Genomic DNA, 14490 nt, shown 5'->3' with positions numbered 1-14490 from the left:
CATTAGTACACGAAGCTTACCGGCGCACCACCGGCCGGATGCGGTAATATCCCCATTGGGATACCGTAGATTTGCGCCAATACTTCTCCCTGCATCAGGCTGTCAGCCGCCCCTTGTGCAATCATCTCCCCGCCACGCAACGCCACCAAATGGTCGCAATAACGGGCAGCCATATTAATATCATGCAACACGGCAATGACCGTCAGCCCGCGTTCACGGCTGAGACGTTGAATTAACCCTAAGACTTCTACCTGGTGGGCAATATCCAGTGCCGAAGTCGGCTCATCGAGCAACAGGCAGCGGCTATTTTGCGCCACCAGCATGGCTAACCAGGCACGCTGCCGTTCGCCACCGGATAAGCTGTCAACCAACCGACTAGCTAAGGGTTTTAAATCAACCAGCGCAATAGCCTCTTCTACTTGTTGGCGGTCTTCCTGACGAAAACGTCCCAACACGCCATGCCACGGATAGCGGCCTATTGCCACCAATTCGCGCACCGTCATCCCTTCAGCCGCCGGTAGCTGTTGTGGCAAGTAAGCAACCTCGCGGGCAAACGCTTTACTGTCCCACAGTGCTAGTGGCACATCATTGAGTAAGGCTTCGCCACTTGATGGGGGCTGATGGCGACCCAGCATTTTTAATAGTGTTGATTTACCGGAACCATTATGGCCGATAAGCCCGCAGACTTTACCTTGTGGGAATGTCAGTGACAGTGGCTGTAATAAGGTTCGGCCGGGAACCGAAAAACTCAGCTCACGGAGGATAAAAGTGCTGGATTGGCTTGCCTGTTGGTCCAAGATGGTGCCCTGCGATTAAAAGTTAACGGGTTTAACAATTATTGCGACCCGAACGTTATCGAAAAATAGCGAGAAAGTGAATCGAAACGATAATAATTATCAAAGTGAAATAATTATCAAAGCAGGTAGTTTATGCGTAACCTGCGACGAACTGCAAGCGCTAAGCCAGTCGATTGAGTAGTAAGAAATGAGAGGATAAAGTGCAGAGGCAAAACAGTGGGGTGTGGAGCATGAATAAACTGGCACGGTCGCGATAACCGTGCCAGTGGGTTGAATGTTACTGGCCGAACATATCTTTTATCCAGCCCGCGACGCCGTCGCCTTCGGCTTGCGGTTGTGAAGCGGGCTGAGCCGCCTTACACAACCCTTGTGGATTCTCAGTCCAGACAGGAATAGTGCGCATACCACCAGCCTCGCCACAGACAAAGTTACCCGCCGAGTCAATGCTCATTTCGCTAATCCCTTCCGGTGGTTGCAACACCAATGGCAGCGGAGTCTGGTTCTCCAAATAGCGGCGATACAAGGTTAGTGCACCATTGGCACCGGTCAGTTTTGCCGGGCCGTTATTGTCACGCCCAACCCAGGCAATCGCCACTTCCTTGCCATCAATACCGGCAAACCAGCTATCTCGCAGGTCGTTGGTGGTACCGGTTTTGGCCGCCAGTGTGTATTTGGAGAATTTCACCGACAGCGAACGAGATGTCCCACGGGCCACCCCTTGTTGCATCGCATAAAGTGTCAAATAGGCCGCCTGAGCAGGTACCATGCGTTCCGCCTGCGGGAAGCTCTGATACAGCACGGTGCCATCTTCGGCAATAACCGAACGCACCGCCGATAACGGTGCACGGTTACCGCCACTGGCGATAGTCTGATACTCCTGTGCCACTTCAACTGGAGTCAGGTCAATCGCCCCCAATAACATGGCTGGAACTGGAGTAATAGCAGCTTTCGGGATCCCTAATCGCTGCAACATGGCGCTGATTTGATCCAGCCCAACTGACATGCCTAAATTGACCGTCGGCACGTTCAGCGAGTTAGCCAGCCCATCAACCAACATCACCTGACCACGGAACTGGCGATCATAGTTTTTTGGCTGCCATGATGAACCGTTTGGTAACTTGATCGACAATGGTTGATCAGATAACCACGTGTTGAGGCGGTATTTATCTGGCTCACTCAATGCCGTCAGATAAGTGGGTGGCTTGGCAAGAGAACCCACTAAACGGCGAGCCTGCATTGCACGGTTAAAGCCTGCATACTGCGGCTGTGCTCCGCCCACCATGGCACGAACTTCACCACTGAAGCGGTCAACAATCACCATCGCCGCTTCCAGATCATCCAAATGACGAGCGGCTTTCAGCGCTGGAATGCCGTCTTCAATGGCTTTTTCTGCCGCATCTTGTGATACCGGATCCAGTGTGGTGAAGATCTTCACACCAGATAGATCGTTAATCTTGTCACCCAGTTTCTGTTGCAGCTCCTGGCGAACCATCTGCATAAAGGCTGGCTGAGGAGTAATCACACCGCCTTTGGGCTGTACCCCCAACGGGCGGGCACTGAGCATGGTGTAAAGTTCTGCATCAATCACACCTTGGTTCTGTAACAGGCGCAACACCAGATTGCGGCGTTCAAGTGCCAGCGTTGGGTTACGCCATGGGTTATACAGCGATGCCCCCTTCACCATGCCCACCAGCATGGCTTGCTGATCAAGACTCAGTTCATTTACCGGGCGACCAAAGTAATACAAGCTCGCCAGCGGGAAACCACGGATCTGATCACTACCACTTTGGCCGAGATACACTTCGTTCAGATACAGTTCCAGAATCCGGTCTTTGCTGTAACGGTAATCCACCAACAGAGCCATATAGGCTTCGTTAAGTTTGCGCCACAGTGAACGCTCGTTGGTCAGGAACAGGTTTTTCACCAATTGCTGCGTCAGGGTACTGCCGCCTTGTACCGCTTTACCGGCAGTCAGGTTGGCGACTACTGCGCGGCCAATGGAGTACGGGCTGATGCCATCGTGCTCATAGAAATGGCGGTCTTCAGTTGCCAGCAAAGTATCGACTAACAAATCAGGGAAACCGGCACGCGGCACGAACAGACGCTGTTCACCGTTAGGTGATTGCAACATGGTGATCAACTTAGGATCAAGGCGCAGGAAGCCGAAATCACGCTGATTATCCAGATTTTGGATTTGGGCCAGACGATCGTTTTTAAACACCAAACGCGCACGGATCTGGCCCTCTTTCGCATCTGGGAAATCAAATGGGCGGCGCAAGATATCAATACTATCGCCCTGAACCGTGAATTCACCTGGGCGGGTCATACGGGTAACCTGCCGGTATTGCATCCCTTCCAGCAAATCGACCATCTCTTTTTTGCTGTAGGACATCCCCGGTTCAAGGTTAACCATGCGGCCATACACGGCGGCTGGCAGTTGCCAAACTTTGCCATCGATACGGCTGCGAATTTGCGAATCGAGGTAAACCCCATAAATAGCCAACACCACGGCACCGACTAAAAACAGTTTGATAAATAAGCCAAGCCAGCGGCGTTTTTTACGGGGCGGACGTGATGCTACCTTTCTTGGCATCGGCTCTTCCTCGTCATCGTAGTCATCATCGTCGTGCTCTTCGTCATCTAAATAGTCTTCTTCTTCGAACTCATCTTCATCACGCCGCCGGCGCAGTGGCCGTTTCGATGCGGCTTTGGGTAAGGCTTTTTTGCCCTTGCGCCCTATTGGCTCGCGGTCATCCCCAGACATGTATTTCTCTCCACGCGCATTGGCGATTATTGCGGCTTAATGTGTTCCCCAATTTATCGAATAGAAAGGGGAAACATCTGAAATTATTGGCTCTGATACTTCTTGGTCCTGCGCGTTGGCCGGGTATTGGCAGGATCATCCGGCCAGACATGTTTGGGATAACGCCCTTTCATCTCTTTTTGCACCTCCCGGTACGCCCCTTGCCAGAAAGCGGCTAGATCACCCGTAATCTGTAATGGCCGATGTGCCGGAGAGAGCAGTTCCAGCACCACCGCCACCCGCCCGCAGGCCAGCATCGGGCTGTGTTGTTCACCAAAGACCTCCTGCAAACGCACCGCCAGTACCGGTGGCCGCTCGATATAATAACGGATTGGCAGGCGGCTCCCCGTGGGCACAGTGTAATGAGTTGGCAGCTCAGTATCCAGCCGTTGACGTAACTGCCAGCTCAATAAGCGGGTTAATGCCTCGCTAATATTCACTTGCCGCAATCCACGTAAAGCCCGCACGCCGGACAGCGACGGCTGTAGCCACAGCTCAAGTTTACTCAGCAAACTGTCATCATCCATCGCGGGCCAAGATTCCTCTGGTAGCCAGCGGGCAGCACATTGTAATCGAACGCGTAACTGCTCGGCATGTTCATCCCAATTGAGCACCTGCAACCCTTGCTCGCGTATCCAGTTAAGTAACGCCGATTGCAATGCCTCATCGCTCGGCTTGGCTAACGGTTGCGCTCGTAAGGTCAAACGCCCGATTTGCCAGCGTCGCCAGGCACGTAGCGTACCCTTTTCTTCATCCCATTCCACCACCGTCCGCTCGTCGACTAACCGGGGTAATTGTTTTACCAGTTGTTCAACATCAATCGGCAATGCCAGCAAAATGCGCGCATCCGGCCCGCTGTTGCTTTGTAATAAGTTGGCAACCACCAGCCAGGGAGTACGTGATAGCGCCTCATCCTGAGCCATTGCAGCGCCCATACCGTTCGCCAACAGGTAGCGCCCATCCAGCCCCCTCTGCTGCGCGATGCGATCAGGGTAAGCCAGTGCCAGCAATTGGCCGGCGATATTACTGTCCACATTACCTGAACGGCAGTTGACTCTTTGCGTTAATTGCCGTGCCCGACGCTGCCAGTGAGATTGCGGCCGACTAAGCCAATCGTGTAAATCAATCTGGTCAGAACGGGGGGGTTCTTCCAAAATGGCAGCCAGCAATGCCGCTGTTGCCAGCGCATCGGGGCTTTGCCCAGCGGCAAAGCACAACATGGCCGCCAAACGCGGTTCACACCCCAAACTCGCCATGGTGCGCCCCGTCGCGCTAAGGTGGCCGTGGGTGTCGATAGCCCCTAACCGCATCAATAAGTCACGCGCGACGATGAGTGCCGCCTGTGGCGGTTGATCCAGCCAGCTCAGTTGCGCCGCATCCTGACAGCCCCAATTCAGCAGTTCCAACCATAAACTGCATAAATCGCTGTTGAGGATTTCCGGTTCACTGTATTGTGCCGCTCGCTCGGCCTGCTCTTTCGCAAACAGATGCCAACAGATACCCGGTTCCAGCCGCCCGGCACGCCCCGCACGCTGAATCATTGAGGCCTGACTGATACGCTGGGTGACTAATCGGGTCAGGCCATTCTTAACATCAAAACACGCTACCCGCTCCAAACCACTGTCCACGACTAACCGGATGCCTTCGATGGTCAAACTGGTTTCGGCAATATTAGTCGCCAGCACCACTTTGCGCCGCCCGGCAAGAGCCGGTTGAATCGCTTTCTGCTGTTCACTGAGCGGCAGCGCGCCATACAGCGGGCAAAGGTCTGTGTCACTGGCAACTTCACCGTGCAAGCGCTCCATTACGCGATGGATTTCACCGACGCCGGGTAAAAATAGCAACAAAGAACCGGATTGCTCATTTAATAAGCGCTTAACCCGACTGGCAACGCCATCCTCAAACCGTTCATGGCTTGATAGCGGCTGATAGCGGCAATCGACGGGAAAGCTGCGCCCCGCCGAGACAATGGCTGGCGCACAAGGGAGTAACGAGGAAAGACGCTGGTTGTCCAAAGTCGCGGACATGATTAACAGCTTCAGGTCATCGCGCAACCCCTGCTGCACATCCAGCAATAGCGCCAACGCTAAATCAGCCTGCAAACTGCGTTCGTGGAATTCATCGAGGATCACCAGTGAGACACCCGTTAGTTCAGCATCCTGCTGGAGCATGCGTGTCAGGATGCCTTCGGTCACCACTTCCAAACGCGTATCCGGCCCGCTTTTGCTTTCAGCGCGCATCCGATAGCCTACCGTCTGACCGGGTTGCTCCCCCAGTTGTTGCGCCAGGCGGTAAGCCACATTTTTCGCCGCCAACCGCCGTGGTTCCAGCATGATAATCCGCCCCGGCAACCCACTGTATTGCAGGATTTGCAACGGTAACCAGGTCGATTTCCCCGCGCCGGTCGGGGCATGGAGTAAGACTTGCGATGAGGCTTGCAACGCAGAGAGTATCTCGCTGAGCACTTCACTTACTGGCAAAGCAGTCACTGTCGCATCACGCTCTTTCTGGTTCACCACCACATTTGTCTCCATGCTCTACTTTCATCATCAGTCATTGTAACATCATGGCCGTAGAGCGTATTTAGCCGAGTGATTATGCCAACAGATGATAGATACCGTTGATAAAACTAAAACAAGTCTCCGTCGCATGTTCTTTGCCCTGGCACTGCCTGAAGCCATACAGCAAGATATTGTGCAATGGCGGGCGGCTAACTTCCCACCAGAGGCTGGTCGCCCTATCGTGGCCGCTAATATGCACCTGACACTGGCATTTCTTGGCGAGATAAGTGCCGCCAAAGCGCAGGTATTGCAGCAGCAAGCCGGGCGTATCAGCCAGGCTGGCTTCAGCGTAACCTTAGATGATGTCGGCCATTGGCCTGGCTCAGGCGTGATATGGCTCGGCTGTAAAAATCCGCCCCGAGGTTTGTTGCAGTTGGCGCAGTTGCTGCGATCTCAGGCAGCACGCAGTGGTTGCGCCCAAACGTCACTGCCATTCCACCCCCATGTGACTTTGTTGCGTGGTGCTACCCGCCCGGTGGTGATACCGGCTAAAACCAATAATCAACGCTTGTGCGTAGACCATTTCTCACTGTACGAGTCAGTATTGGTGCGGGGTCGCACCCGCTATACCAAGGTACAAAGCTGGCCACTGGCCAGCGGCGAAAGGAAACCTGATGACGTCTAACCCTCAGTTGTTATCTTTTAACCCACGGTTACAGCCCGCCACACTTATCCTGCGGTATAAACGCTTTTTAGCTGATATTGTGACACCCGCAGGAGAACGATTGACCATTCATTGCGCTAATACCGGAGCAATGACGGGTTGCGCGACACCCGGAGATACTGTTTGGTATTCAACATCGGATAACCCGAAACGCAAATATCCCCACAGTTGGGAACTAACGCATACTCAAAGTGGTGATTGGATTTGTGTAAATACCTTACGTGCCAATGAGTTAGTCAGCTCTGCGATAGATAAAAACCATATTGTTGAATTATCTGGTTACACTTCTGTCAAAAGAGAGATTAAATATGGAGACGAGAACAGCCGTATAGACTTGTTATTGCAGGCAGAAAATAGGTCTAACTGCTATATTGAAGTCAAGTCGGTTACCTTATTACAGCAACAGTGTGGGTATTTCCCGGATGCCGTCACCCTACGGGGTCAGAAGCATCTCAGGGAGTTACAAAGCATGGTTGCCGGCGGTCACCGGGCGGTACTTTTTTTTGCCGTATTGCATACGGGCATCAGGCAAGTCGCTGCGGCCCGACACATTGACAATCGCTATGCAGAATTGCTGGCCCAGGCTCAGCAAGCAGGAGTGGAGGTTATTTGCTACGGTTTTCAACTATCGCCTGACGGTATTGCGCTGGACGCCCGCTTACCGTTATTACTGGCCGAAACGCTCTCACCAACAAGCGCTGAATAAAGAAGCGATTATTGGAGAAAGTTGTTCGCCAAATACGCCTTCCTTCACACCATTGTCAAGCAGGCGACAGGAATAATTGCTAACCTACCTTCCTTCTGGTATTTATAGCGGCCTGATTTTTCCCCGTCTTGGGGATTTCGATAGTGCGTATGAATGTAGGAGAAGCATCATGCAAGAAGGGCAAAAACGTAAAACCTCGTCCTTGAGCATTCTCGCCATCGCTGGGGTAGAGCCGTACCAAGAGAAGCCAGGCGAAGAGTATATGAATGCCGCCCAGTTGTCGCATTTCAAGCTGATTCTTGAAGCGTGGCGCAACCAGCTCAGGGATGAAGTGGATCGTACTGTATCGCACATGCAAGACGAAGCTGCTAATTTCCCTGATCCGGTAGACCGCGCTGCGCAGGAAGAAGAGTTTAGTCTTGAACTTCGTAACCGCGACCGCGAGCGTAAACTGATTAAAAAGATCGAAAAAACGCTGAAAAAAGTCGAGGATGACGATTTCGGTTTCTGCGAGTCTTGTGGCGTAGAGATTGGTATTCGCCGTCTGGAAGCACGGCCAACTGCAGATTTGTGCATTGACTGTAAAACCTTGGCCGAAATCCGCGAAAAGCAGATGGCAGGCTAACTGCATACCCAATGAAATTGGCGTTGTAGATAAGCAGCAAGCGAACGACAAATTGGTTATCAACCATTTTGAACAGCACTTGTGCTGGCCCGCAAGTTGAGCCTCTGACGAGGCTCATAATCCCGATGAACGAGCGACGGTAAGTTATTCGGGCAAAAGGCGTAGCTAACAGCCCTACAGCACCAAATACGAAGGGTATAACACGGTGCCAGAGTCACCTCCGGCACCGTATCTATTACGCGGAATTCCCTTCCCTTTTTATGTCCGAAGATATCAATACGCAACAGCCCAGTGTTCGGCAACATTATGTTCAGCAACATAAGTACGTGGGCCGTTTTGCCCCGTCCCCGTCTGGTGATTTACATTTTGGTTCACTGATTGCCGCACTTGGGAGTTACCTGCAAGCCCACGCTCAACGCGGGAGTTGGCTGGTTCGCATTGAAGATATTGACCCCCCTCGAGAAATCCCCGGTGCTGCTTCCCGTATCCTGACGGCATTAGATCACTATGGCCTCCATTGGGATGGTCCGGTTATCTATCAGTCCCAGCGTCATGAAGCCTATCGCGCCACATTAGACTGGTTGCAACAACAAGGCTTGAGTTATTACTGCACATGTACACGCAGCCGCATTCAACAGCTAGGTGGGTTCTACGACGGTTATTGCCGCGATCGTCATTTGCCTGCTGATGGTGCCGCCATTCGTTTGCGACAAACGCAGCCGGTTTATGCCTTTTATGATAAATTACTGGGCGAGTTGCATGCTGAATCTGCGCTAGCGCAAGAGGATTTTATTATCCGCCGCAGAGATGGCTTATTTGCTTATAATTTAGCTGTCGTGGTTGATGATGCGTTTCAAGGCGTGACTGAGATTGTGCGTGGGGCTGATTTGATTGAACCTACCGTGCGCCAAATAGCCCTCTACCAGCAGTTACAACAGCCGGTTCCCGACTATTTGCACTTGCCATTGGCATTGAATCATGACGGTAATAAGTTATCCAAGCAAAACCATGCAACACCCCTACCGGGTGGCGATCCGCGCCCGATTTTGGTTGATGCATTGAAGTTTTTGCATCAACCACTGCCAGAATGCTGGCAAGATCTTGATTTAACGTTATTATTACGTTTTGCAGTCGAAAATTGGACGTTGGCAGCAATTCCGCTTCACGGGGCAATGGCAGTCACTGAAAACACAACGGCATTCTCAAAGGAAGCACGGTGAGCTATGATTAGCCGCTGTTTTTCTGTAGTTCTGTTATTTATTAGCCACTATCGAGGTGTACCATTTTTACCCGAGTAGCCAATTTCTGCCGTAAGGTACTGATTCGTGATGATAAATCAGATCGCGATAACAAAGCTGTCCGTGATGACACGGCCCGTGATGGCAGTGCGCGTAAAGATAAAGTGCCCGGTGAAGATAACGTGGCCCGCAAAGAGAAAAGGCCTGCCAGAACAAATACTGGCCGCAAGAATCATGCGGTGCCTGCTTCACAACAGAGTCTGATGACGATTATTCCGCGAGATCAGCACAATATTTCCCGTAGAGAGATCAGCGATAATGCGCTGAAGGTTCTCTATCGCCTGAATAAGTCAGGCTATGAAGCCTATCTGGTTGGCGGCGGCGTCCGCGACCTGTTACTGGGCAAAAAACCGAAAGATTTTGATATCACTACCAGCGCAACACCAGAACAAGTGCGGAAACTATTCCGTAACTGCCGCCTGGTTGGCCGCCGTTTCCGCCTGGCCCATGTTATGTTTGGCCCGGAAATCATTGAAGTCGCCACTTTCCGTGGTCACCATGAGCAACAACCGGCAGAAGATAGCGACAAGAATTCTTCTCAGCAGGCGCAAAATGGCATGCTGCTGCGTGACAATATTTTCGGCACAATCGAAGATGATGCTCAACGGCGTGATTTCACCATTAACAGCCTCTACTACGGTATTTCTGATTTTGCCCTGCGTGATTACACCGGCGGCTTGCGTGATCTGAAAGAAGGTATTATCCGGCTGATTGGTGATCCTGAAACCCGTTACCGTGAAGATCCCGTGCGAATGCTGCGTGCTGTGCGCTTTGCCGCCAAATTGGATATGACGATCAGCCCGGAAACCGCTGAACCGATCCCACGCCTGGCCTCATTACTGCACGAGATCCCGCCAGCGCGCCTGTTTGAAGAATCACTCAAACTGTTGCAATCGGGTTATGGTTATAAAACCTATTTAAAACTGTGTGAATATCAGTTGTTCCAGCCGTTATTCCCGCTGATTGCACGCAACTTTACTGAGTTGCATGACTCGCCGATGGAGCGCATTCTGGTTCAAGTGTTAAAAAACACTGACCACCGTTTGCATAATGATCAACGCGTCAACCCTGCGTTCTTATTTGCAGCTATGCTTTGGTATCCGCTGATTGAACATGCGCAGAAACTGACGCAGGAAAGCGGTTTAGCGTATTACGATGCTTTTGCACTGGCAATGAACGATGTGCTGGATGAAGAATGCCGTTCGTTGGCCGTTCCAAAACGTATTACTTCGTTGGTACGCGATATCTGGTTACTGCAACTGCGCCTGTCTCGCCGTCAGGGTAAACGTGCGCACAAGTTGATGGAGCATCCAAAATTCCGTGCAGCCTATGATCTGTTAGCACTGCGGGCTGAAGTGGAAAATAACCATGAATTGCTGCGTCTGACACAATGGTGGGGGGAATTCCAGGAAGCAACACCGCTACAGCAGAAAACCATGTTGAATACGTTAGGGGCTGATCCGGCACCGAGGCGCTCTCGCCCTCGTCGCCCACGTAAGCCAGCAGCGCCACGCAAAGAAGGGGCATAATTCGTATCATGATCCGGGTCTATATCGCGTTAGGCAGTAATCAGTCCATGCCACTGCAACAGGTTAAAACCGCTCTGGAAGCATTGGATCATCTGCCACGCACTCGGTTAGTTGCATGTTCGCCATTTTATCGCACCAAACCGTTAGGCCCACAAGATCAGCCGGATTTTCTTAATGCCGTGGTAGCGTTAGATACATCACTGCCACCTGAGCAACTGTTAGACCATACCCAAGCCATTGAACGCAATCAGGGCCGGGTAAGAAAAGAACAGCGCTGGGGGCCACGAACGCTGGATCTGGATATTATGCTGTATGGCTCACAGGTGATAACAACGGATCGCTTGATTGTGCCGCACTATGGTCTGAAAGAACGTGAGTTCATGCTCTACCCGCTGTCTGATATCGCACCTGACCTGATTTTCCCCGATGGCGAGGCATTATCAGCTCGCCTTAAATGCGTGGATAAAAATGGTCTGGTGCCTTGGTAAGGCATACTTGCCAAATTCAACACATAATATCCCTATCTGATATCCCCTCCATCTTAACCCCTTGTCTCAGGAGAAAGAGTGATGAAAAGCACCACCATGAGCCACTTGCGTCAATGGAAACAAGAAAAGCGTAAGTTCGCTACATTGACCGCCTATGATGCCAGTTTTGCCCAGTTGTTTGCCGAGCAGGGTATTGAGGTACTGCTGGTGGGGGATTCGCTTGGTATGACGCTACAAGGGTTCGACTCAACGCTGCCGGTAACCACCGCTGATGTGGCTTATCACACCCGTGCAGTGCGTCGTGGCGCGCCTCATTGCCTGTTATTGGCAGACATGCCCTTCATGAGTTATGCCACACCAGAACACACATTCATCAATGCCGCAGAGTTGATGCGCGCCGGTGCTAATATGGTCAAACTGGAGGGGGGGAGTTGGCTGTGTGATACCGTGCGCATGCTGGCTGAGCGTGCCGTACCGGTGTGTGGCCATCTGGGGTTAACCCCACAATCAGTTAATATTTTCGGTGGCTACAAAGTACAAGGCCGCGAAGAAGTTGCCGCTAACCAACTACTGAAAGATGCGCTGGCACTTGAAAATGCGGGAGCGCAATTATTAGTACTGGAATGCGTACCGGTAGAACTGGCAAAACGGGTTAGCGAAGAGTTAGCTATTCCAGTGATTGGTATTGGTGCTGGCAATGTCACTGATGGGCAGATACTGGTTATGCATGATGCGCTGGGCATTACTGGCGGTCATACCCCTAAATTCAGTAAAAATTTCCTGGCACAAAGTGCAGGTGATATTCGCGCCGCCATTAAGCTGTATATTCAAGAAGTTGAAAGTGGTGCCTATCCGGCGGAAGAACATACATTCCAGTAACTTATTGTTGATAAAATATTTAGGGGAACAAGGAATGCTGATTATTGAAACCCTGCCGCTATTGCGCCAGCAAATTCGCCGTTGGCGTCAGGAAGGTAAGCGAGTTGCACTGGTGCCAACCATGGGTAACCTGCATGAAGGGCATATGACATTAGTGGAAGATGCCAAAGCTCGCGCCGATGTGGTGGTAGTGAGTATTTTTGTTAATCCGCTGCAATTTGAACGCCCGGATGATTTAGCCCGCTACCCACGCACATTGCAGGAAGATTGTGAAAAGTTGACCCGTCATGGTGTGGATCTGGTATTCGCTCCTGCGGCAGTTGATGTCTATCCAGCCGGTCTGGAAAGCCAGACCTATGTCGACGTCCCTGCCCTGTCTACTATTTTAGAAGGTGCCAGTCGCCCCGGTCATTTCCGTGGTGTCGCGACTATCGTCAGCAAACTGTTCAATCTGGTGCAACCGGATGTTGCCTGTTTTGGCGAAAAAGATTATCAGCAACTGGCGCTGATCCGTAAAATGGTGGCGGATATGGGCTATGACATCAATATTGTCGGGGTGCCGATTGTGCGGGCGAAAGATGGCCTGGCGCTGAGTTCCCGCAATGGCTATCTGACGGCTGAAGAGCGAAAAATCGCCCCGCAACTCAATAAGATAATGCAAGCGTTGGCCGAGAAACTGACCTTGGGTGAAAGGCTGATTGATGATTTGCTGGCTGATACCGCAGAGCAATTACGCCATGCCGGTTTTACCCCAGATGAGTTGTTTATCCGTGATGCTCATACCTTGCAGCCGTTAACCGTAGACAGTCAACAAGCCGTTATTCTGATGGCCGCCTGGCTGGGTAAAGCGCGCCTGATTGATAACCAACAGGTTGATTTGCTGAGTTAACCGCTAATTGCGGTGAATACCGGTATAGCCCAGTTTTCACCGCATATCCCCCTTCCTTGGTCCTTGTATTCTTCACCACATAAGGTGTTAACCCGAAAGCATTTTCCCTGCCTTTTGTATGTAATACATCGCATAAATAAAAGGGGATTGAAGATGGGAATTAGGGTTGGAAATCATCTGTTTTCCACTGAGATTAGTCACTCAGTCATCGCAAATATAGCGCAAAACACAACATCACCATTGATGAGTCTATGGGAGAGAATAAAGGACTTTTTCTGTTGTACCCATCAGGCTGAAGCATTGGATTGTCTCTATCAACTGTACCATCCTCTGAATAATACCGATGGAATGAACCTGGAGGAAATTCGCAGCAACATAGCAAAAACCTTTAATCAATTAAAACAGTTCGCAGCACCAGGATATAAAGATAGATTTTCTCAGCCTAAGGGGTCTAATAACCAAGAGCAACATTTCACTATTACTGGTGAGAATAGCGAATTTATATTAAATATTAGCATTGACATTAGCACCAATAGATACTCAATCGCCGCCCATAATTGCACCAAAGCATCCCTATTTTTGCAACCAACACCGGCACAAGCAACCGAGAGACTATGGGATAGTGGGTTTGATAACATAACCCTGTTCAGCTATCCTCAGCCCCGTTTTAAACCCCTGTTTTTATCACTCAATCGCTGAGTCATAGACAAGCGGTATAAAATCAGCAAAACTGGATGCTTCTCCCTAAATCAATCGATGATGGGATAGGATGCCAGACTTATTCTGGGTAATAACCGGGGTCAAAGGTAAGAGTTATGATACGCACTATGTTGCAAGGCAAACTGCATCGGGTCAAAGTCACTCAAGCTGATTTGCACTATGAAGGTTCCTGCGCTATCGATCAGGATTTTCTGGAAGCCGCTGGCATTCTGGAATACGAAGCCATTGATATTTATAACGTTGATAATGGTCAGCGTTTCTCAACTTATGCCATCGCCGCCGAACGTGGTTCACGGATTATCTCGGTGAACGGTGCCGCAGCACGTTGTGCTTGTGTCGGTGATAAGCTGATCATCTGTTCCTACGTACAGATGTCTGATGCTGATGCCCGATTGCACCACCCTAAAGTGGCGTATTTTGAAGGCCAGAATCAACTGCAACGCAAAGCCAAAGCGGTACCGGTTCAAGTCGCTTAGTTGCCCTTCATACGTGTAGTTGCACCATAAAAAAGGCGCTTAAACAAAAGCGCCT

General features: G+C 51.1%; 13 protein-coding genes. 10 read left to right on the top strand and 3 right to left on the bottom strand.

The window, feature by feature from the left end:
• Positions 1-2 precede the first annotated feature (2 nt).
• From fhuC to hrpB, 3 genes are all read right to left on the bottom strand, one after another.
• Positions 3-797 carry a Fe3+-hydroxamate ABC transporter ATP-binding protein FhuC gene (gene fhuC / locus A6J67_RS07545; protein WP_080608112.1) on the bottom strand — a complete coding sequence of 265 codons (795 nt, stop codon included), beginning with the start codon at positions 795-797 and terminating at the stop codon, positions 3-5.
• Positions 798-1074: 277 nt separating this feature from the next.
• Complete coding sequence (gene mrcB, locus A6J67_RS07540) at positions 1075-3561, bottom strand: bifunctional glycosyl transferase/transpeptidase (protein WP_005181556.1); 2487 nt, start codon at positions 3559-3561, stop codon at positions 1075-1077.
• 83 nt (positions 3562-3644) lie between these two features.
• Entirely contained in the window at positions 3645-6134 is a 2490-nt protein-coding gene (gene hrpB / locus A6J67_RS07535) for an ATP-dependent helicase HrpB (protein ID WP_050072533.1), read from the bottom strand.
• Between the two features lie 73 nt (positions 6135-6207).
• Here hrpB and thpR point away from each other — a divergent pair, with 73 nt between their 5' ends.
• From thpR to panD, 10 genes are all read left to right on the top strand, one after another.
• Positions 6208-6786: an RNA 2',3'-cyclic phosphodiesterase gene (thpR, locus tag A6J67_RS07530; RefSeq protein WP_042568547.1), complete on the top strand. Its 579-nt coding sequence runs from the start codon at positions 6208-6210 to the stop codon at positions 6784-6786.
• Entirely contained in the window at positions 6776-7531 is a 756-nt protein-coding gene (gene sfsA, locus A6J67_RS07525) for a DNA/RNA nuclease SfsA (protein WP_032905472.1), read from the top strand. Before thpR ends, sfsA begins: the two co-directional genes overlap by 11 nt.
• Positions 7532-7700: 169 nt before the next feature.
• Complete coding sequence (gene dksA, locus A6J67_RS07520; protein ID WP_002209354.1) at positions 7701-8156, top strand: RNA polymerase-binding protein DksA; 456 nt, start codon at positions 7701-7703, stop codon at positions 8154-8156.
• Between the two features lie 260 nt (positions 8157-8416).
• Positions 8417-9376 carry a tRNA glutamyl-Q(34) synthetase GluQRS gene (gene gluQRS / locus A6J67_RS07515; RefSeq protein ID WP_080608111.1) on the top strand — a complete coding sequence of 320 codons (960 nt, stop codon included), beginning with the start codon at positions 8417-8419 and terminating at the stop codon, positions 9374-9376.
• A 281-nt stretch (positions 9377-9657) separates the two neighbouring features.
• Positions 9658-10983 (top strand): polynucleotide adenylyltransferase PcnB, encoded by a 1326-nt coding sequence (gene pcnB, locus A6J67_RS07510; RefSeq protein ID WP_230678691.1) that lies wholly within the window; start codon positions 9658-9660, stop codon positions 10981-10983.
• A gap of 8 nt (positions 10984-10991) precedes the next feature.
• On the top strand, positions 10992-11471 hold the full coding sequence (gene folK / locus A6J67_RS07505; protein ID WP_005181536.1) for a 2-amino-4-hydroxy-6-hydroxymethyldihydropteridine diphosphokinase: 480 nt from the start codon (positions 10992-10994) through the stop codon (positions 11469-11471).
• A gap of 81 nt (positions 11472-11552) precedes the next feature.
• Complete coding sequence (panB, locus tag A6J67_RS07500; protein ID WP_005181535.1) at positions 11553-12350, top strand: 3-methyl-2-oxobutanoate hydroxymethyltransferase; 798 nt, start codon at positions 11553-11555, stop codon at positions 12348-12350.
• Between the two features lie 34 nt (positions 12351-12384).
• Entirely contained in the window at positions 12385-13239 is an 855-nt protein-coding gene (gene panC, locus A6J67_RS07495; protein WP_042568549.1) for a pantoate--beta-alanine ligase, read from the top strand.
• Between the two features lie 153 nt (positions 13240-13392).
• The gene (locus A6J67_RS07490; RefSeq protein WP_050072532.1) at positions 13393-13938 is read left to right on the top strand and encodes a hypothetical protein; all 546 of its coding nucleotides are present in this window, start codon (positions 13393-13395) and stop codon (positions 13936-13938) included.
• Positions 13939-14054: 116 nt separating this feature from the next.
• Positions 14055-14435, top strand: a complete 381-nt coding sequence (gene panD / locus A6J67_RS07485) for an aspartate 1-decarboxylase (RefSeq protein WP_032905470.1) — start codon at positions 14055-14057, stop codon at positions 14433-14435.
• The last annotated feature ends 55 nt before the right edge of the window (positions 14436-14490 follow it).

Source organism: Yersinia sp. FDAARGOS_228 (genome assembly GCF_002073315.2).
GTDB lineage: Bacteria > Pseudomonadota > Gammaproteobacteria > Enterobacterales > Enterobacteriaceae > Yersinia > Yersinia intermedia.
The sequence above is the reverse complement of the archived record's forward strand: the minus strand, read 5'-3'. Positions and strand labels throughout refer to the sequence as shown.

Bases quoted from the DNA above. Each gene is read 5' to 3' on its own strand.
- mrcB (WP_005181556.1), bottom strand. From the start codon at position 3,561: ATGTCTGGGGATGACCGCGAGCCAATAGGGCGCAAGGGCAAAAAAGCC.
- hrpB (WP_050072533.1), bottom strand. From the start codon at position 6,134: ATGGAGACAAATGTGGTGGTGAACCAGAAAGAGCGTGATGCGACAGTG.
- thpR (WP_042568547.1), top strand. From the start codon at position 6,208: ATGATAGATACCGTTGATAAAACTAAAACAAGTCTCCGTCGCATGTTC.
- sfsA (WP_032905472.1), top strand. From the start codon at position 6,776: ATGACGTCTAACCCTCAGTTGTTATCTTTTAACCCACGGTTACAGCCC.
- dksA (WP_002209354.1), top strand. From the start codon at position 7,701: ATGCAAGAAGGGCAAAAACGTAAAACCTCGTCCTTGAGCATTCTCGCC.
- gluQRS (WP_080608111.1), top strand. From the start codon at position 8,417: ATGTCCGAAGATATCAATACGCAACAGCCCAGTGTTCGGCAACATTAT.
- pcnB (WP_230678691.1), top strand. From the start codon at position 9,658: ATGACGATTATTCCGCGAGATCAGCACAATATTTCCCGTAGAGAGATC.
- folK (WP_005181536.1), top strand. From the start codon at position 10,992: ATGATCCGGGTCTATATCGCGTTAGGCAGTAATCAGTCCATGCCACTG.
- panB (WP_005181535.1), top strand. From the start codon at position 11,553: ATGAAAAGCACCACCATGAGCCACTTGCGTCAATGGAAACAAGAAAAG.
- panC (WP_042568549.1), top strand. From the start codon at position 12,385: ATGCTGATTATTGAAACCCTGCCGCTATTGCGCCAGCAAATTCGCCGT.
- A6J67_RS07490 (WP_050072532.1), top strand. From the start codon at position 13,393: ATGGGAATTAGGGTTGGAAATCATCTGTTTTCCACTGAGATTAGTCAC.
- panD (WP_032905470.1), top strand. From the start codon at position 14,055: ATGATACGCACTATGTTGCAAGGCAAACTGCATCGGGTCAAAGTCACT.